The sequence below is a fragment of the Lysinibacillus sp. FSL K6-0232 genome (assembly GCF_038008325.1).
Taxonomy (GTDB): Bacteria; Bacillota; Bacilli; order Bacillales_A; family Planococcaceae; genus Lysinibacillus.
Map to the genome: position 1 here is coordinate 853229 of NZ_JBBOYW010000001.1, position 20587 is coordinate 873815.

Genomic DNA, 20587 nt, shown 5'->3' on the forward strand with positions numbered 1-20587 from the left:
AGCTCCTTCATCGACTAATAATATACAGTTTGCATGAAAAATGTGTAAACGTAAAGCTTTTTTTCAATAATTCAGGTTAATGACACAAAAGAAAGGAATAAAATAAATGGAAAAATACGAAAATATGCTTAAGCAATTACAAAATGGGGAAAGGGAAAGTATTGAAATTGAAAAGGAAGAATTTTACGATTTTCGGGAAATTCTGGTGAAACATCCTTTATTTAAACATTTCAGAGGTGAGGCCAAACAGAACGGACGAATTATTTATACGTATAGTGAAATACCTAGAAGTTGATTTGTCGAATATTGTCGGAAGTTAATGCTGTAAGAAATGAAATATAAATGTATAATAATGGTATGATTATTTGTATGTGGAGGGTTGTATGAATGGTCAATCTACTCTTGAAACAAATGGAACAAACACGTGAGATGATGATTCGCTCAGGTGTAGAAAATGGGTTACAAAATGCAAAAACCATTCAACTGAGTCGTAGGTTAGATCAGTTAATGAATACTTATTATAGAGAGACCGCATTTGAGGAAGAAAAAGAGCAGGATGATTAACAAGATTGTTCCGATATTCAGGATATAAACATTTAAAAATAAATGTTTAAAATGTGCTCCGTTGGGGAATAACTTATTATGAACACAGCAACATTCTCATTTCCCCCTTTAGAGCAGTGATCCCCCAATCACTCGCTCTCTTTTTTTTGCCTTATTCGGTATATATGTGACAAATCTCGATTTTAGTACAAGCCGTAAGAATAGTTTGAATTTTTTTGCGGATTCACCTAAACTGAAGAAATACAGAACAATATGTGGACAAAGGAGCATATACATATGAGTAAACAGCGTATTGCATTTATTGGCGCAGGCGTTATGGGTGCTAGTATTATTAAGCATTTATTAAACAATGGGCATGAGGTAACCGTATATACACGAACAAAGGACAAAGCGGAGCCGCTAATAGCTTTAGGAGCATCATGGGCAAGCACGCCCGCTGAGGCATTTCAGCAGAATGACATAGCCTTTACAATGGTTGGCTATCCTTCAGATGTAGAAGCAGTGTATTTTGGGGAAAACGGTCTATTTCAAACAGCACAGTCTGGCAATATTGTCGTTGATATGACGACTTCAGAGCCATCCTTAGCGAAGAAAATTTTTGAACATGCACAAAAGCTGGGAGTAGAGGCTTTAGATGCACCTGTTTCTGGTGGAGATATTGGAGCTCAAAATGGGACATTATCAATTATGATTGGTGGCAATCAAGCTACATACAACAAGCTGCTACCTATTATGCAGCATTTTGGACAAAATATTGTTTATCAAGGTGAGGCTGGAGCAGGGCAACATGCCAAAATGTGTAATCAAATTGCGATTGCTTCTGGGATGATAGGTGTTTGTGAATCATTAGCTTATGGATTAAAGGCGGGGCTAGATTTATCTACCGTTTTACAATCAATATCATCGGGAGCAGCGGGTTCTTGGTCATTAAGCAATTTAGCACCACGTATGATAAAAGGCGACTTTGCGCCGGGTTTTTATATTAAACATTTTGTCAAGGATATGAAAATTGCTTTAGATGAATCCGAAAAAATGGGTATTTCTTTACCGGGTCTTGCATTAGCCTATGAGATGTACGACAAGCTTGTCGAAGAGGGCTACGCAGATAATGGCACACAAGCATTGTTCAAATATTATCAATAATAGGTGTACTGATTAACTAGTGCAGACTTTTATTATCAAAAAATAGCACATGATGCACTTCACAAGAAGGAATTTTTGATAGTAGAGATGCCTGAAGGGGTTAACGGCTGATTGAACACCGCTGGAATACACGTGATCATGCCTCACCGTATCAACAAGGCTCCTTTTGTTACTGACACAATATGCCTAAAGTATCCTTATTTTTACAGAAGATACTTTAGGCTTTTTGTTATTGACGCTAAATGGGTAAAAAATGTTAACTGCTCTGTTACCAGCCATAGAGCGGAAATAATGATGAATGGTTTGCCTAATTACTTTTTAGTGATGTAGAAGCGGCTTTACTGTTATATTGTAAATAATATTAATTTTCTTTTAAAAAAAATATTTTTTATTACAGAGAAAAATTATTTGATTATTATAGAGAATAGAGGAGGGTTTTATGAAGAAGAGCGCAGCAATAGAAGGGCAGCATCGAAGTCAGTTAGCGATTTATTTATCATTGCCAATACTGTCATGGGCATTTTATGATTTTGCTAATACAATATTTTCTTCAAATATAAATACAGTATTTTTCCCATTTTATATGGATGAAGTTTTAGGAACGAATGAAGTGATGCAGCAAGTAGCAAGCACCTTTATTTCTTATGCCAATGCTATTGCAAGCTTTTTATTAGTCGTTTTCTCACCGCTTTTTGGTGTATGGATTGATAATACAGGCTATAAAAAGAAATTTATTGTATGGTTTGCATCTATTTCTATCCTGTTTACATTTATGATGGGGGTTTTTGCTAACTGGCATACAACAATCCATTATTCGGGTGTACCGCTAAGCTTATTTTTAGTTGTTGTTAGCTTCGTGATTGCTAAATTTTTCTTTAACTCAAGTCTTGTATTTTATGATTCTATGATGGGCGATTTAGGTACAAAAGAGGAAATGCCACTCATCTCAGGCTATGGGGTGGCAGTTGGCTATCTTGGTACAATCTTTGGCTTACTTGTCTATTTATATGTAGGAGATAGCGGTTTTCATCGAGCCTTTATTCCAACTGCTATTTTATATTTGTTATTTTCATTGCCATTATTTTTTATTAACAAAGATATGCCAATTCCAAAATCAAAGCGAAAGCCAATTAAGTTTTTTGATGGCTACAAAGAAATTATTCAAACCTTTAAGGATATGAAGCAATATAAAGCAATTTTTACCTTTATGATTGCCTACTTCTTTTTAAATGATGCCATTGCGACAACGATTGCGATGATGGCAGTCTATGCGACAACGATTGTTGGCTTTAGCTCTGGTCAATTTATTATTCTTTATTTAGTATCGACGATTTCCACTATTATTGGCTCCTTTGCCTTTGGTCATATTACGAAAAAAATAGGGGCTAAGCGTGCTATTACGATTGTGGCAGTTATTATGATTGGTGCTTTAGTGCTTGCTACTCTCGCAACGGCACAATGGATGTTTTGGATTGCAGGTAGTCTATTCGGTGTATCTCTTGGGTCGATGTGGGTAACATCACGAACATATATTATTGAGTTATCACCAACAGAAAAACGCGGGCAATTTTTTGGCTTATTTGCTTTTTCGGGCAAAGTATCATCCATTATCGGTCCAGCCGTCTATGGAACTGTTACATTATGGCTAAAGGAGTATGGCACACTTGCCAGCCGTGTTGCATTATCGACACTAATTGTAATGACCGTGATTGGGCTATTAATACATCTAAAAGTTAATGATAAAAATGGAAATCGCAAGTAGGAGAAATGTATTGCCTATGATACAATTGAATTATAAATAGAAGTAGAGAAAGGAGCGGGATTGCATTGGAACATAAAGGTATATTATTAGAAAGTGGCACAAATGAGCTGGAAATCGTTGAATTTGAAGTGGCAAATAATAAATTCGGCATCAATGTTATTAAAGTAAAAGAAATTATTCAACCGATACCAGTGACATTTATTCCACACGCGCACCCGCATGTAGAAGGAATTATTCAATTACGAGGTGAGGTATTGCCAGTTGTGGATATGCTGCGAGTATTAGGTATTCAAGGCATAGAACGTAATCCACAGCAAAAATACATTGTTGCAGAATTTAATAAACAACGTGTCGTTTTCCATGTAGATAATGTAACACAAATTCATCGTATTTCTTGGAATCAGATTGAGAAACCTTCTGATATGTATCAAGGAGGAACATCACAGGTAATCGGCGTTATTAAGCAAAATGAGCAGATGATCTTACTGTTGGATTTTGAAAGAATTATGGTGGATATTAATCCTGAATCAGGTATTAGTGTGGAATCTGTGAAGAAGCTTGGGAAACGTGAGCGTAGTGAAAAGCGAATTTTAATTGCAGAAGATTCACCATTATTACGCAAATTATTATTCGATACAATGAATGAGGCAGGCTATAACAACGTTGAATTCTTTGAAAATGGCCGCGATGCATATGAATATTTAGAAGGAATTGTTAAAAATGGCGGTGATATAGGAGAACATATTCAATTAGTTGTAACGGATATTGAAATGCCGCAAATGGATGGTCATCATCTAACGCGAAAAATTAAAGAGCATCCTGATTTACAAAAACTACCTGTTATTATTTTCTCAAGTTTAATTACGGATGATCTTCGTCATAAGGGTGATCAAGTAGGAGCAGAGGATCAAATTAGTAAGCCAGAAATTGCAGAGCTTATTTTACGTATAGATCAGCTTATTCTGTAATATATGTGCCTTATCTGATACTTCACAATTTTAATAATGGGTATCCTGCGAGTATATGAATAAATGAAAGAAAAGTCGGATGCCTTAACGGTTCCGACTTTTTTTGTATAGCATGATTAATGATGAACAAAATAACATACAAGATACACTTGAAGGAAGTGATGATTTGAATGAACTAAAAACAGCCATTATTGATATCGGCTCAAACACCATTCGACTAGTATTATATCAGTACAATTATGAAGAGGGACTTCAGGAGCTAGGAAATATTAAAACAGTAGCTCGCTTACGTACATATTTGCAACCCTCAGGCGAGATGTCGGAAGATGGCATTCAAGTGTTATCGGAAACCTTATTAACATTTAAAGCAATGCTTGAGGAATTTGAAATAGCAGATGTTAAAGCGGCTGCAACTGCTGCGATTCGTCAAGCTACAAATCGCGATCAAATTATTGCCCAAATGAAGGAGCAAACAGGTATTCAAATAGAGCTTTTATCCGAAGAGGAGGAGGCTTATTTTGGCTATATTGCGGTTGCCTATTCAATGGGGACAAAATCTGCTGTCACAATTGATATTGGTGGTGGTAGTACCGAAATTACACTGTTTGAAAATAAAGAGCTTCAACAATCTCATAGTTTTCCATTTGGGACTGTGTCACTAAAACAGCGCTTTGTAAAGGGCGATATTATTAATAGCAGTGAAAAAAAGGAATTAATTTCCTTCGTAAAAGAGCAGTTTCAAACACTTCCGTGGATACAGAATGTTGGTTTACCGATTATCGCGATTGGCGGAAGTGCACGGAATATTGCACAAATCCATCAGCAAAAGCATGATTATCCTATCGCAAGTGTTCATGGCTACGATATGGCAAAGGAAGATTTAGATGACTTAAGTTCATTTTTAGGGCAATTAAGCTTCCAGGAGTTAAATCAGCTTGATGGGCTTTCATCTGACCGTGCAGATATTATTGTACCTGCATTAGAAGTATTTAGAGTGTTGATGGAGGTTGTTGATAGTCCATCATTCCAGCTCACTAAAAAAGGCTTGCGAGAGGGATTGATTATTCAACGCATTTTACAAACAGATGCAAACGCTTTTGATAAATATAATGTGTTTGAAGGCAATGTCAGAAGATTAGCACGTCAGTATGGTCGTACAGAAATGGAAGTTGATTTTTTAATGCATTTAGCAGACCAGCTGTATCGAGAATGTTGTCATTTAGGATATTTACAATATAATGCAGAAGATTTGCAGTTATTAGTGAAAGCAGCGAAGGTATTTAATATAGGTGAGTATATTGAATTAAGCTCTTCAAGTCAGCATACATTTTATTTGATTGCCAATCAAGCTATTGATGGATTAAACCATCAAGAAAGAGTGATACTGGCACTGCTAGCTTCCTACAAAAATAAAGATTATTTCCAGCGATTTGCGACTCCATTTGCAGAATGGATGAGTCAGGAGGAATATCGTAAAATACGAAGTTTTGGAGGGCTATTAAAGTTTGTCTATGCTTTAAATGTTTCAAAGCGAAATGTTGTCCATGCGATTGAAATGCAAACAGAGGAAGATTATGCGCAGCTCAATATTTATATAAAAAATAATGCAGCTGCTGAAAAATACCAAGCAAATCGACATAAAAAACATTTAGAACGAGCATTAAAAATCCCATTAAAAATCAATTTTATTGAAGAAGGGTGGAATAACATATGACAACTGAAGTAACAAGTAATGAATTGCATGAGGAAGAGTTTTCAGAGCGTAGTAAATTGTTGGAGGAAATTGCAAAGCCACAGTATTATAATAATCGTGAATTAAGCTGGCTTGCTTTTAATGAGCGTGTATTAGAGGAGGCAGAGGATGAAGCTAATCCTCTGCTAGAGCGTTTAAAGTTTTTAGCTATTTTTAGCTCAAATTTAGATGAATTTTTTATGGTGCGTGTGGCAGGGCTACAGGATCAGGTACGTGCTGGCTTCCATAAGCCAGAAAATAAATCTGGTTTAACACCAAAGGAGCAATTAGCAAAGATTGCAGAGCGCACACAGGCTTTAGTACGCCGACAAACGGAAGTGTATCGACATTTAATCTATGACTTACTACCACAACATAATGTACATATTGCAGATATGAAAGATTTGAATAGTGAACAAAAAGCATATATTAATGAAATGTTTACAGAAACTATTTTCCCAGTTTTAACGCCTGTCGCAGTAGATGCTTATCGTCCATTTCCAATATTGCTTGGGAAAACATTGAATTTACTTGTATTGCTAGAGCAGGATGAGGAAGACCTTGAAAGTCGTGAGAGAGTGGCGATTGTACAAGTGCCATCCGTATTAGATCGATATATTAAAGTGCCGTCTGAGGAAGGAAAAACAGTCGTTGTTTTATTAGAAGATGTTATTGTTGCACATATTGAAAAGTTGTTTTATGGGTATAGTGTGAAATCTGCTCAGGCTTTTCGATTAACAAGAAATGCAGATTTAACTATTCATGAAGAGGGAGCTAGAGACCTTTTAGTTGAAATTGAAAAAGAGCTGAAAAAGCGTAAATGGGGTGTAGGCAGTCGTCTGGAAGTTCGTGTAGGGGAAATGAATGACGAAGTGCTTCAATATTTGTTAGAAGAGTTTGAAATTGAAGAAACAGATGTTTTCCATATTGATGGACCGTTAGATTTAACATTTATGTTCTCCTTTGTTAAAGGCATATCAGTAGGTCGTGAGCATTTAGAGTATGAAAGCTTTTTCCCACAGCCACCTTTAGATTTACAGTCAGATGAAAATATATTTGAAAAAGCTTTACAGCAAGATATATTTTTCCATCATCCATACGAATCATTTGCACCGATAGTTGATTTTATTTCAGAGGCAGCTGTCAATCCAGATGTGCTTGCCATTAAACAAACATTATATCGAGTGAGCGGCAATTCGCCGATTATTCAAGCATTAAAGCTTGCTGCTGAAAATGGCAAGCAAGTAACAGTATTAGTGGAGCTAAAAGCACGTTTTGATGAAGAAAATAATGTGCATTGGGCTAAACAATTAGAGCAAGCAGGCTGTCTCGTCATTTATGGTATGAATAATTTAAAAACACATTCGAAAATAACGCTTGTCGTTAGTCGTCAGCATGGCAAAATTGAGCGCTTTGTGCATCTAGGAACAGGAAATTATAATGATGCCACTGCAAAAATTTATACGGATATGGGCATCATAACGACAGATAAAGAATTCGGTGTTGATGCGACAAACTTCTTTAACTACTTAAGTGGCTATACAGAAAAACCTACATTTAATCATTTAGTCGTGGCTCCTTTTGATATTCGTGATGAATTTATACGATTAATGGATGAGGAAATTGCTTGTCATAAAAAATATGGTAATGGCTTTATTCGTGCAAAAATGAATTCACTAACAGATAAAGATTTAATGATGAAGCTATATGAGGCATCCATTGCAGGTGTGAAGGTAGAGCTTATTATAAGAGGTACTTGCTGCTTAAGACCGGGTATTCCTGGCATTAGTGAAAATATTACAGTAACAAGTATTGTTGGTCGTTTCCTTGAACATTCCCGTATCTATTGGTTCCATCATAATGGAGAAAATAAAATTTACTTATCTTCAGCAGATATGATGACACGTAATATGGTTAAACGTGTAGAAATTTTATTCCCTGTATATGCAAATGATATAAAAACTCGTATCATTGATATTATGAATACACAATTACGAGATACGGCAAAAGCACGTATTCAAGACTCTAATGGTAAATATCATTATAAAGAGTTTAATCGTGGGGAAGACCCAATCAATAGTCAGGAGATTTTCTTACAGGAAGCATTAAAGCCTACGTTAGATGAAGAATAGAGCAAACACGCTCCTTAGGTGAGGGATAAAATGAAAAACTATAGAGAGAGTGTAGCGCCATTTGCAGATTATCAACAACTTATGCAGCTTAATCCATTCGATGCTATTGTATGTTTAAGGAAAGTTGATATGAACGTATTTGAGGTCGTTGAATTTAATGATAAGCTACCATTATTTATGGAGCTGCAAGACGTTACAGCAACGGCTGCAGAGCATTTCTTTACAAGGAAATGCTGGCTACAATTGTTAAAAATTTTAAATGAAGACCTCAATCAACAACCTATTCTGCAATTAGGTACTGATCTTCAAGAGAAAAAATTTGCGATTCATGTACAGCCATTTGCTATATCGATGATTGCGATTATTTTTCGTGAAGTACAATATCATGTACAACCATATTTACAATTTGTGGAACAATATATTGATCCAGTGCTAACAACAGACTTACAAGGCCGAATTATTCATCAAAATGTTGCAGCTACCTCTCTCTTATCAGGAGAGCAGCACAACCTAATAGGGCAAGATATTTTTTCATTATTAGAAAGAAAATATATCAATGAATTTAAGCCATTATTTGCTAAAACAATTACAGGCTCAACACTTGGCATGCCTGAATGTTTATTTAAAGAACAATTACTAAGTCAGAGGCCCTTCTATTTAAGAACGCATCCTGCATACTTTAATGGTGAGGTAATTGGTGTCCATTTATTTATAAAAGATGCTAGCTCGTATATCATCAATGACCGTGAAATATTTTACCATTTAGCACTAACGGATGAACTAACAGGTATTTGGAATCGGAAAGCCCTTAAGGAACATTGGCTGCAGCATTTGCAGGATAAAGCACAGAAGCAAAAGCAAGCGGCGCTTATTTTAGTGGATATTGATCGCTTTAAAAAATTTAATGAATCCCTTGGCGAAAGTCAAGGTGATGAGCTAATGCGGATGTTTTGTCACAGGCTACAGGAGCTTTGCTATGCACAATGCTTACTCTATCGCTATAATAGTGACGAGTTTATTTTTGTGCTAAAGGATGTAAGTATTCAAAAAATTGAGTGTACAGCTAATGCTATTTTAGAGGCTTTAAAGCAGCCATTTTTGATAGATGGGCAGGAATATTTTATTAGCGTGTCAATTGGTATTGCACTTAGCCCAGCAGATGGTAAAGATTTAGAAACATTGATACGAAAAGCAGATAAAGCTTTATTTGCGGTGAAAGAGCATGGACGTTCACATTATCGCTATTACCGTGAAGATATGACTGCTATTTTTCCAAATGAAGCTTTGATGGAGGCACATTTACGACGTGCCATTGAATTTAATGAATTAAGCTTGCATTTACAGCCACAAATGGATTTATCAAGCAATAGTATTAATAGCTTTGAGGCATTGCTGCGATGGAATAATCGCAAGTTTGGCTTTGTATCACCTGCACAGTTTATTCCTATAGCAGAAGCATCAGGTTTAATTATTGATATTGGTGATTGGATTATTGATGAGGTTTGTCGCTATCAACGAGAGTGGCAAATGAAGGGCTACCGTCCTGTACGTATCGCTGTAAATATTTCACCAAAACAGTTTAAAAAAGAAAACTTTGCACGAAAAATTAAAGCAACGCTACAGAAATATAATGTAGCACCTGAATTATTAGAGGTAGAAATTACAGAAAGCTCTATGACAAATGTACATGAAACATTTTCTATTTTAACAGAGCTTAAACAGCTTGGGGTATATGTATCAGTGGATGATTTTGGAACAGGCTATTCCTCATTAAGCTATTTAAAGCGTTATCCAATCGATATTATTAAAATTGACCAATCCTTTATTGCGGATATTGCAAAAGATGATAAAAATGAGGCGATTATTAAAGCCATTATTTCCATGTCCCATAATTTAGGTTTAGAGGTTGTTGCTGAAGGAATCGAGGAGCTAACACAAGTCGACTTTTTGAAGCGCCACCATTGTCAAAAGGGACAAGGCTATTTATATAATAAGCCTTTACCAGTTGAAGCCATTGAACAACAATATTTTGTAAGCTAAATACGAAGTAGCACTTTTATCGCAAAATGGATAAAGTGCTACTTTTTATTTATTATTTTTAAGACCATTTAATACCACCGTTGTAAACTGTGCCATTTCCGTAGCAAGATCAAAGTCATCATTATGAATTAACCAATCATACACATTGGCGCGCATACAACGCTGAATAATCGCTTGTATACGAGCAGTAGGTAAATCCTGTCTAAATTCTTCTTGCTGAACTCCCTCCTCAATATATGCATTGATTAGTTGAAAAATCTTTCGTTGTGGATTGATTAAATAGTGATCTGGTTCGACTTGGTTTGTCATTGCAGCCGTATAAATTGTACGTAATAAATCTTTTCCCACATCATTTGTTAAATAATTCATTTGTGCTTGATACAGTAATAAAATTTTTTGACTTGCTGGTAATGCGCGATCAATATTTTTTTCTACAGTGCTATAAAAACTATCGAGTTCTACAAACTTTTCTAAAATAACATCATACTTCGATGGGAAATGCGTGTAGAATGTGCCCTTTGACACATTACAGGCTTTTGTAATCTGTTCAATTGAAACATGCTCAAATCCGTATTTATTAAATAAATCTAACGATGTTTTTAATAATTTTTCACGTGTTGCTAAGGCTTTTTTTTGTCTATTTGTGAGTGCTGTCATTACTCTATAAGACCTCCTAATGAAATATTTTAGAATAATTTAAAATAAAAATATTCAGAAAATATAAAATTTTAAATTGACGAAATGCTTTTCTTTTGATTATTATTTAATTGACCGAGGTCAATGACCGTGGTCGCTGAAATTGCTTTATATAATTTATGTTACGACAAAAAGCTAGCACTGACTAGTATAGCGTATTATTTGGCGATGTTATTGAATTTTTAAGAACAGGGGGAGGTCTACATGACAGAAAAGTTAGGCTTTATCGGTTTAGGCAATATGGGATTACCGATGACGATTAATTTATTAAAAGCGGGCTATAAAGTGTATGGCTTTGATACAAATGCAAAGGCATTGGCACAATTCGTAGAGGCAGGGGGCATTGGGCTTGAAACCTCAAAGGATGTTGCGGAGCAATGTGATGTTATTATGACCAGCTTGCCAACTCCTAAAGTTGTCGAATTGGTATATCAATCAGAGCAAGGTATTTTACGATATGCAAAAAAGGGTGCTTTACTGATTGATTTTAGTACCGTTAACCCTGAATTGAATGATGTCTTACATAAAGAGGCTAAAGTATTAGGCTTGCGCTATTTAGGAGCGCCTGTAAGTGGAGGCGTTATTGGAGCTGTTAATGCAACGTTAACAATTATGGTCGGTGGCGATACGGAAGATTATGAAAGCGCTTCAACAATTCTAAAAGTAATGGGACAAAATATCTATCATTTAGGCACATCATCGAGTGTAGGAACTCGCATTAAATTACTTAATAATCTAATGATTGGTTTTTATACAGAGGCTGTCGCTGAAACAATTGTTCTTGGTGAAAAAATGGGTATTCATGCTGACACATTGTATGAAGTTTTAAGTAATAGTTATGGTCAAAGCCGTATCTATGAACGGAATTATGCAGAATATATGAAAAATGATAATTACGAACCAGGTTTTTCTACAAACTTATTATTAAAGGATTTAAAGCTAGCGAAGGAAATGGCTGATAAAGCAGGTGTATCTTTGCGAATTGGTGAAAAGTTAGTAGACCTTTACAGTGAAATTGCGGAGCAAGGGTATGGAGAAAATGATATGTCTGCGGCTTATTTAAGTCTAAAAAATAATAATCAAATAAAACAAGTGTAAGAGGAGGAAATAATGATGACAACAGCACAAGAAGTGAAAACATTAACACATTTTATTGGTGGACAGCTAGTAGAAGGAACAAGTGGACGTTTTGGTTCAGTATTCAACCCAAGCACAGGAGATGTGATTGCTAAAGTTCCTTTGGCAACAGCACAAGAAACGCGTGACGCTATTGAAAAAGCACAAGCCGCATTCCCACAATGGCGCGATACATCAGTAGCAAAGCGCGCTAATATTTTGTTAAAATTCCGTAACTTAGTAACTGAAAATATGGATGAATTACTGCAAATTATTTGTACAGAAAGTGGTAAAACGGTTGAGGATGCTAAAGGTGAAATTACACGAGGGCTTGAGTCCGTTGATTTAGCTATTGGTGCACCACATTTAGTAAAGGGAGAATACTCAGTAAATGTTGGAGGTCAAATTAACGCTTATTCAGCTAAATATCCATTAGGCGTAGTAGCAGCTATTTCTCCATTTAACTTCCCAATTATGGTCCCTCTTGCACAAACAAGTATGGCAGTTGCTGTAGGGAATGCTGTTGTGTTGAAAGCTTCTGAGCGTGTACCAATGACAGCTCTTTATATTAGTGAATTATGGAAGAAAGCAGGCTTACCAGATGGTATTTGGACAGTTGTAAATGGTGATAAAGATGCTGTAAATGAGCTGTTAGAAAACCCAACTGTGCAAGCGGTTTCATTTGTAGGATCAACACCAGTTGCTAAATATATTTATGAAACAGCTTCTAAATATGGCAAGCGTGTAACGGCATTTGGTGGAGGAAAAAACAATATGGTTGTTATGCCAGATGCAGATTTAGAGCAGGTAGCGAATGCCTTTATTGGTGCAGCATATGGTGCAGCGTCTCAACGCTGTATGGCCATCTCAACAATTATGCCTGTTGGAAAGGACACAGCAGATCGCTTAGTAGAGATTTTGAAAGAGAAAATTTCAAGTTTAAAGGTAGGTCCATATACAAATGCTGATTCAGATTTCGGTCCTGTTATTTCACAGCAATCGAAAGAGGTGACGATAGCAGCTATCAATCGTGGAGAGGCTGAGGGAGCATCCATTGTCTGTGATGGGCGTGAATTGGATATTGTGAAAGAATCTAAAGGCTTCTATGTAGGTCCTACATTATTAGATAATGTCAAGCCAGGTATGGAGATTTATGAGCAAGAAGTATTTGGTCCTGCTCGTAATGTTGTACGCGTAGATTCATTGGAAGAAGCGATTCAGTTAATCAATGAACATGAATTAGGGAATGGTGTGACGATCTATACAAATGATGGATTAGCTGCTCGCAAATTTACAACAGAAATTGATGTAGGGATGGTAGGTGTTAATGTACCGATTCCAATTCCAGTGGGCTACCATAATTTTGCTGGCTTTAAAGATTCTCGTTTTGGTGAGGGGCATATGTTTGGACCAGATCAAGCGCGATTCTTTACAAAAACAAAGACAATTTCAGAGCGTTGGATAGCAAGCAATGCATCCACAACATCAACATTTGCATTTCCAAGTAATAATGACTAATTCAACTTTTTTGTAAAAATGTAACATCATTAAATCCTATTTAAAAAAATATATGTAAGAGTAAAGGTGCTGCCAGGAAAGAAATAAGCTTTCCTGCTAGTCCTTTTTGAAAGAATTCGATGGGTGGGATGTAAATGATAGAGTATATTGGTCTTTTTGGTAGTTTAGCATTATTAGTTTATTTAACAATGAGAGGCGTTAATTTACTTATTTCAGCACCATTAACTGCGTTGATAGCAGCGATCACAAATGGCCTTGCCTTTTTTCCTCAAACAGCTAAAGAGGAGCAAGCCAATTTCTTAACAAGTTATATGGATGGCTTCACTGGATTTGTTGGGTCATGGTATTTAATGTTTATGGCAGGTGCTATTTTTGGTAAAGTTATGGAAGATACAGGTGCAGCAGATAGTGTATCTAAATGGATCGTTGAGAAAGTTGGTGTGAAATATGCTGCATATGCAGTTGTGTTAGCAGCAGCGGTACTCACATATGGAGGAGTTTCTGTTTTTATTGTTGCTTTTTCCGTATACCCAATGGCAATCAGCTTATTTAAACAAGCGAATTTTCCACGACGTTTTATTCCAGCAGCACTTGGTCTAGGTTCTGTAACTTTTACGATGACATCTGCTGGATCGCCTGAAATTCAAAACTGGATTCCAATACCATATTTAGGTACAACACCATATGCTGGCTGGCAGGTTAGTATTATTGTAGCTATTTTTATGGGGGTTGGTGGTGCATTATGGTTAAATTGGATGATCAAGCGTGCTGTTAAAAGCGGAGAAGTATTTATTGAACGCTCAACAGACCCAGTAGTTGATGAAACACGTAAATTGCCAAGTCCAATTCTTAGTCTTCTTCCATTATTAGTTGTACTGGGTATTTCCTTTGCTTTCCATGATTCTTTAGGAACATCTGCTTTAATTGTGGCATTAACAAGTGGGTGTATTGTCGCTTATTTAATAAGTTATAAATATTCAAAGTCAATTGGAACAACGTTAGCAGCAGGGGCGATGGGAGCTATTGTGGCGATTACTAATACAGCGGCTGTTGTAGGCTTTGGCGGAGTAGTAAAAGCAACGCCATCCTTTGTAGCAACAGTAGATGTGATGACAAATATTCCTGGAAGCCCATTAATTGGCGGTGCTTTAGCAATTGCAGTTATTGCAGGTTTAACAGGTTCAGCATCTGGTGGCCAAACGATTGCGATGCCATTACTTGCTCCACATTATATTGAGATGGGTGTAGATACGGAAGCGTTACATCGAACAATTGCTATCGCATCAGGATCACTGGATTCATTGCCGCATGGGGCTATGTAGTGACAACCATTAATTCGGTTTGTAATGAGAAGCATAAGGATGCATATCTACCGTTTGGGGCTTTGACAGTTATTATCCCAATTATAGGTACAATATTAGCTATCGTATTATTCTCGCTAGGCATGTAGGAGGAATATTATATGAAAGGAAAAACGGTTTTCATTACAGGAGCAGCTCGTGGTATTGGTCTTTCAATAGCACAAATATTTGCTGAACAGGGTGCGAATGTAGTCATTACAGATAAAGATGATCAGCTTTTAAAAGAGGTGGTTGCACAAAATCCTACTTTAACAGCCTATTTATGCGATGTAACAGAAGAAGATGCTATACGTGAGGCGATTGATTGTACAATTGAAAAATTTGCAACCTTAGATATTTTAATTAACAATGCAGGCTTTCAACATATTTCTCCTATTGAGGATTTTAAGACAGAGATTTTTAAGACAATGCAACAAGTAATGGTCGTTGCACCATTTATCGCTATGAAATACGCGTTACCTCATATGAAAAAGAACCAATACGGTCGTATTATTAATATGGCATCCATCAATGGCATTATAGGATTTGCTGGTAAGGCTGGCTACAATGCAGCGAAGCATGGTGTTATTGGCTTAACTAAGGTAGCTGCACTTGAAACGGCAAATGATGGAATCACTGTGAATGCTATTTGTCCAGGGTATGTTGATACGGATTTAGTTCGTAATCAGTTTAGAGATTTAGCTAAAACAAGAGGGATTCAAATAGAGGAAGTGCTTGAACAGGTATTATATCCTCTTGTACCGCAAAAACGATTGCTTGATATTTCTGAAGTCACAGGGCTTGCCTTATATTTAGCAAGCGATGGAGCGAAGGGGTTAACAGGGCAGGCTATTATTTTAGATGGTGGCTATACAGCTCAATAGTTTAAGGAGGGAGCATTATGATTCAAACGAAAACAATTTTTACGGTTCATTCACCAGGAACCATTGTTTACGGAAGAGATTCATTTAAAGAGGTAGGGGTGTATGCCAAAAAGCTAGGAACAAAGGCGCTAATTATTAGTGATCCAATTATGAACAGCCTAGGCTTTGTAGAGCAGTGTACGACACAATTAAAAATGCAAGGATTGGAAGCGGTTTCGTATTTAGGGGTGACGACTGAGCCTGATGATACATATGTAGCGGAGGGACTTGAGCTATTGCAAGCAGAGGGCTGCGATATTATTGTATCTGTTGGTGGAGGTAGCTGTATTGACACAGCAAAGGCGATTGCTGTTGTCGCTACAAATGGCGGCTATATAGGGGATTATATGAAAATGGCAAAGGTTGCAGAGCAGACACCAATTCCACATATCGCTATCCCTACAACGGCAGGTACAGGCTCTGAAGCAACAGATGCAACAGTTATTACGAATACAAAGACAGATGTGAAAATGATGATTAAGCAGCCAGCCTTTATGCCAATAGTGGCAATTGTTGATCCTGTCTTAACGGTCACATCACCTCCTGCGATTACAGCAGCAACAGGAATTGACGCATTAAGTCATGCCATTGAAAGCTATTTGTCACGTTTAGCACATCCATATTCCGATGTACTTGCATTATCTGCAATGGATTTAATCGTCAATAATATTGTAAAGGTCTATGAGCAGGGTGATGATATTGATGCGAGGGAAGCAATGTCATTAGGCTCTATGCAGGCAGGCTTATCCTTTTCCAATGCTTCTGTCGCATTAGTGCATGGCATGTCACGTCCTATTGGTGCACTGTTCCATGTTCCACATGGTATATCCAATGCAATGCTGCTACCTGTTGTTTTAGAATACTCAAAAGGGGCTTGCATTGATCGACTGGCAGATTTAGGGCAATTTTTCTATAAGGCAAAAGAACCTTTATCACAGGAGGAGCTTGCACATTTAGCGATTATGTCTATTAAGGAAATGTGTAAACATATGAAAATCGGAAATTTACAGCAATGGGGGATAGACAAGCGAGCCTATTATGAGGCTATACCGAAAATGGCAGATGATGCACTTGCCAGTGGTAGCCCTGCCAATAATCCAAGAATTCCAACAAAAGAAGAGTTAATGGAGCTTTATAAAATTGCTTATACGTATATATTTTAAGAGGCTAGAATATCACTAGCCTCTTTTTATATGGAAAAATAATAGAGGGAATTTGCAGAATTAATATGACATATTCGAGCATATATAGTAAAATTACAGTGAATAGCCATTCATTTTTAAACAAAGGGGGAAATGGTATGTTGCAGGGGAAAACCATTATTATTACAGGTGGATCAAGCGGTATGGGGCTTTATATGGCAAAACAGTTTGTGGCTGAAGGTGCAAATGTGGTAATTACAGGACGTAATGAGGAACGCTTAGCTGAAGCTAAAAAGTTTATTGCCGAGGCTGGATCATCGATTGAAACATTTCAAATGGATGTGCGAGTGCCAGAGCACGCAGAGGCAATGGTAGCATTTGCTGTTGAAAAATTTGGACAAGTGGATGGGCTTGTGAATAATGCTGCTGGTAATTTTATCGTGCGTGCAGAGGATTTAACACCAAATGGCTGGAAGGCTGTAGTAGATATTGTACTAAATGGTACATTCTTCTGTTCCTCTGCAATTGGTAAGTATTGGATTGAACAGCAAATAAAAGGGTCTATTGTAAATATGGTAGCCACATATGCTTGGAATGCGGGGGCGGGTGTTATTCATTCAGCCGCGGCAAAAGCTGGGGTATTATCCTTAACAAGGACATTGGCTGTGGAGTGGGGGAAACAGTATGGAATTCGCGTTAATGCTATTGCACCAGGCCCAATTGAACGTACAGGTGGAGCAGATAAGCTTTGGGAGTCAGAGGCGGCTGCTACTCGTACATTGGAATCAGTGCCATTAGGTCGTATTGGTACACCAGAAGAAATAGCAAATTTAGCAACATTTATCATGTCTGATAAGGCAAGCTATATGAATGGAGAATGTGTCACACTGGATGGTGGACAGTGGCTAAACCAGTATCCATTCTAAAATAATTGCATAATGCAGAGCTGGGTTGACGCATACTAAGGGAAAAGAAAGGAGTTTTGCCGATGGATATGTGGTTAATACCAGCTCTTATTGCAATTGTTATTATTGCTGCAATTTCGTTTGTATCGACATTAAAAATTGCAAAAATGACGTCTAAACGAAAATCAGAAAATGATACACCTATTTCAGAAACAGTTGAAGAATATGCAACAATGTTAAATCCAATTGTATGGGTGTATGCGATTTTTTTACTTTTTTTAGGGATTATGATTTTTTATTATTGGAGTAAGGCTGGCTATTAGATAGTGATAAACAATCCTCATTTCAGTGGTGAAATAATTGTAAAAAAATGGAACATCACTGAATGAGGATATATGTAGTTTTTGTTGAAGCTGCTCAAATAATTCATTGTTCCTGAAAAACTCTTCTCGTCCTGACCATGGTCATAGATAGAAAAACTATGATATGATGAAGGAGAAGGACTGTTCTGCATAGTGAGGACAGAAAAGGAGAAGAAGTTCATGATTTCAACTAACAGCAAAGACTTATTAGCAATGCCAATTAGTGATTTTATCATTTCCTCTGAAAAAGTCGCGCATGTACAAAGCGGAAATAGCGCTGAACATGCACTCCTTGTACTAACACGTACAGGGTATTCGTCCATACCTGTCCTAGATTTGAAATATCGACTTCAAGGTTTACTTAGCATAAAAATGATAACAGAAGCAATTCTTGGACTTGAACATATTGAGTATGAGAAGTTACCAGATATTAAAGTTGACACTATTATGGAAAAAGAAATCGCTGTCATAAAGTTAACGGACACATTCCAGCGTGCTTTAGATTTAGTGATTAACCACGCCTTTTTATGTGTAGTGGACGAAGATGGAACATTTGCAGGGATATTAACAAGACGTGTTATTTTAAAACAGTTGAAAAAGCATATCTATCAAAAAGAGTAATAGTTTAAGAGGGCGCTCAGATGTCAATCATGAGGCTCTCTTTGCTTGTATTGGAGGTTTATAATTTGATGGCAACAGAGGCAGAGATTTTAAAAATTCTTGCTGAGGAACGCAATATGCGGAAAGCGGCAGAGCGTCTATTTTTATCCCAACCAGCCCTTTCGCAACGCCTACAAACGATTGAAAAGGACTGGGGTGCACAGCTTTTTATTCGTTCACAAAAAGGCTTAACTGCTACACCTGCTGGCGAACAGGTTATTGCATATGCAAAGGAAATACTAGCGAAAAAAGAGGAAATTTACGAAACGATTCAAGCCTTAACAACGAGGGTCAATGGAACATTAAAAATTGCTTGTGCATCTATTGTTGGTCAGAACTGGCTACCTAAAATATTGAAGGATTTTGTTATGAAATATCCTGATGCCAAAATATCGCTTATGACTGGTTGGAGCTCTGAAATTGTTAGGGCTCTTTATGATGGTGAGGCACATGTGGGTATTGTACGTGGGCAGGTTGACTGGAAGGGAGAAAAAATACACCTTTTTAGGGATACACTTTATTTAGTAGATAAGGAATTGAATACAATTGAAGATGTACTAACAACAGAACGTCCCTTTATTCAATATAAAAGCGATTCCAATTATTATCAGGAAATCCAGCAATGGTGGCAGCAGCATTTTGCTTCAAATCCACGAAAGCAAATATTAGTGGATCAAATCGAAATTTGTAAACAAATGGCTTTAAATGGAACTGGCTATGCTATACTGCCTTCTATCACATTAAATGACGATGACCATATTCATAAAATTCCATTAACAAACAATGAAAAGGAATTTGGCATTACGCGAGATACTTGGCTAATTGGCTATGAGTCATCCTTTGAATTAAGACAGGTTGAAGCATTTGTTGAAGTAGTACAAGATCACGCGCGTTGTTTATTTGACTACACAAAATAAAATAGGCTGCCCAAAAAGTTGATGGACATCAATTTTTCGGGCAGTCTTGTTTATGATGCTGCAAAATTTTTCATTACTGCTGAAAGAAAATTGTATCATAATAACCAAGAGAATGTTCTACATAATAAGCTGTTAAAGAAACTTTTGGTCATGTAGAGATTGTTATTATGACATTGTATTTGAGTGAAGTAGCAAAGGGTATGGTTGATTTGGAGGAAGCTAAAAAAAGAGGAAAGGAGTAATTTGAAACGGAGAAAGTATATAGCTTATTAGAAAAGGTGTATGGAGAAATGCAGGAAGTAAAAGCGAAGTGCAAGAATTAAAAGGAAAAGTTGATAATATCGAAAAAAATGAATAGTCATTTCACAGGGATTGGCAAGAAATTTGAAGAGGTTGATGAATTGCGAAATCACGCTAATAAAGAGATGAGAGAAAGATTGGATTATGTTACATTAAAAATTGCAGAAAATGAGAAAGATATTATGTTTATACGCTACAATGAATAGATTATTGTAGAGGTATGCTGACAGCGCAAAGATGGGCGTGCTTTGCAGAGAAAACACTGTTTAAAAGGCATTCATCTCTTGCTTGACATGTCAGGTAGCAAAGCATTCGAAATGAAGGGCTTGAATAGGAAGTAAATTCCTTTCAAGCCTTTTGTTTTTAG

General features: G+C 36.8%; 18 protein-coding genes and 1 pseudogene. 18 read left to right on the forward strand and 1 reads right to left on the reverse strand.

The features are described from left to right. Positions 1-106 precede the first annotated feature (106 nt). The 8 genes from MHB42_RS03935 (at position 107) to MHB42_RS03970 (ending at position 10341) form a co-directional block, all read left to right on the forward strand. Positions 107-295 (forward strand): hypothetical protein, encoded by a 189-nt coding sequence (locus MHB42_RS03935; RefSeq protein ID WP_340804501.1) that lies wholly within the window; start codon positions 107-109, stop codon positions 293-295. A 92-nt stretch (positions 296-387) separates the two neighbouring features. Continuing rightward, the gene (locus MHB42_RS03940) at positions 388-564 is read left to right on the forward strand and encodes an aspartyl-phosphate phosphatase Spo0E family protein (protein WP_340804502.1); all 177 of its coding nucleotides are present in this window, start codon (positions 388-390) and stop codon (positions 562-564) included. Between the two features lie 276 nt (positions 565-840). Then, positions 841-1707 (forward strand): NAD(P)-dependent oxidoreductase, encoded by an 867-nt coding sequence (locus MHB42_RS03945; RefSeq protein ID WP_340804504.1) that lies wholly within the window; start codon positions 841-843, stop codon positions 1705-1707. A 439-nt stretch (positions 1708-2146) separates the two neighbouring features. Next, the gene (locus MHB42_RS03950; protein ID WP_340804505.1) at positions 2147-3469 is read left to right on the forward strand and encodes an MFS transporter; all 1323 of its coding nucleotides are present in this window, start codon (positions 2147-2149) and stop codon (positions 3467-3469) included. A 65-nt stretch (positions 3470-3534) separates the two neighbouring features. After that, positions 3535-4437: a chemotaxis protein gene (locus MHB42_RS03955; RefSeq protein WP_340804506.1), complete on the forward strand. Its 903-nt coding sequence runs from the start codon at positions 3535-3537 to the stop codon at positions 4435-4437. Positions 4438-4603: 166 nt separating this feature from the next. After that, positions 4604-6151, forward strand: a complete 1548-nt coding sequence (locus MHB42_RS03960) for a Ppx/GppA family phosphatase (protein ID WP_340804507.1) — start codon at positions 4604-4606, stop codon at positions 6149-6151. Then, positions 6148-8301 (forward strand): RNA degradosome polyphosphate kinase, encoded by a 2154-nt coding sequence (locus MHB42_RS03965; RefSeq protein ID WP_340804508.1) that lies wholly within the window; start codon positions 6148-6150, stop codon positions 8299-8301. The genes MHB42_RS03960 and MHB42_RS03965 overlap by 4 nt, the downstream gene beginning before the upstream one ends. A gap of 30 nt (positions 8302-8331) precedes the next feature. Beyond that, positions 8332-10341, forward strand: coding sequence for a putative bifunctional diguanylate cyclase/phosphodiesterase (locus MHB42_RS03970; protein ID WP_340804509.1), 2010 nt, complete (start codon positions 8332-8334; stop codon positions 10339-10341). 45 nt (positions 10342-10386) lie between these two features. Here the strand turns inward: MHB42_RS03970 and MHB42_RS03975 are convergent, their stop codons facing one another. Next, a complete protein-coding gene (locus MHB42_RS03975) occupies positions 10387-10998 on the reverse strand; it encodes a TetR/AcrR family transcriptional regulator (RefSeq protein WP_340804510.1) in 612 nt (203 codons plus the stop codon). A gap of 243 nt (positions 10999-11241) precedes the next feature. Between MHB42_RS03975 and MHB42_RS03980 the strand changes: the two genes are divergently transcribed. The 10 genes and pseudogenes from MHB42_RS03980 to MHB42_RS04025 all read left to right on the forward strand — a co-directional run bounded on the left by MHB42_RS03980 (position 11242) and on the right by MHB42_RS04025 (position 20426). Next, entirely contained in the window at positions 11242-12135 is an 894-nt protein-coding gene (locus MHB42_RS03980; protein ID WP_340804511.1) for an NAD(P)-dependent oxidoreductase, read from the forward strand. Between the two features lie 15 nt (positions 12136-12150). Continuing rightward, a complete protein-coding gene (locus MHB42_RS03985) occupies positions 12151-13671 on the forward strand; it encodes a CoA-acylating methylmalonate-semialdehyde dehydrogenase (RefSeq protein WP_340808526.1) in 1521 nt (506 codons plus the stop codon). A 134-nt stretch (positions 13672-13805) separates the two neighbouring features. After that, positions 13806-15121, forward strand: a pseudogene (locus tag MHB42_RS03990) (GntP family permease). Between the two features lie 12 nt (positions 15122-15133). Beyond that, positions 15134-15895 carry a 3-hydroxybutyrate dehydrogenase gene (locus MHB42_RS03995; protein WP_340804512.1) on the forward strand — a complete coding sequence of 254 codons (762 nt, stop codon included), beginning with the start codon at positions 15134-15136 and terminating at the stop codon, positions 15893-15895. A 17-nt stretch (positions 15896-15912) separates the two neighbouring features. Beyond that, positions 15913-17097: an iron-containing alcohol dehydrogenase gene (locus tag MHB42_RS04000; RefSeq protein ID WP_340804513.1), complete on the forward strand. Its 1185-nt coding sequence runs from the start codon at positions 15913-15915 to the stop codon at positions 17095-17097. A 137-nt stretch (positions 17098-17234) separates the two neighbouring features. Further along, complete coding sequence (gene fadH / locus MHB42_RS04005; protein WP_340804514.1) at positions 17235-18002, forward strand: 2,4-dienoyl-CoA reductase; 768 nt, start codon at positions 17235-17237, stop codon at positions 18000-18002. Positions 18003-18064: 62 nt separating this feature from the next. Continuing rightward, on the forward strand, positions 18065-18304 hold the full coding sequence (locus MHB42_RS04010) for a short-chain dehydrogenase (protein WP_340804515.1): 240 nt from the start codon (positions 18065-18067) through the stop codon (positions 18302-18304). Between the two features lie 219 nt (positions 18305-18523). Beyond that, the gene (cbpB, locus tag MHB42_RS04015) at positions 18524-18964 is read left to right on the forward strand and encodes a cyclic-di-AMP-binding protein CbpB (RefSeq protein ID WP_340804516.1); all 441 of its coding nucleotides are present in this window, start codon (positions 18524-18526) and stop codon (positions 18962-18964) included. 68 nt (positions 18965-19032) lie between these two features. After that, positions 19033-19920 (forward strand): LysR family transcriptional regulator, encoded by an 888-nt coding sequence (locus MHB42_RS04020; RefSeq protein ID WP_340808527.1) that lies wholly within the window; start codon positions 19033-19035, stop codon positions 19918-19920. A gap of 350 nt (positions 19921-20270) precedes the next feature. Next, positions 20271-20426 carry a hypothetical protein gene (locus MHB42_RS04025; protein WP_340804517.1) on the forward strand — a complete coding sequence of 52 codons (156 nt, stop codon included), beginning with the start codon at positions 20271-20273 and terminating at the stop codon, positions 20424-20426. Positions 20427-20587 lie beyond the last annotated feature (161 nt).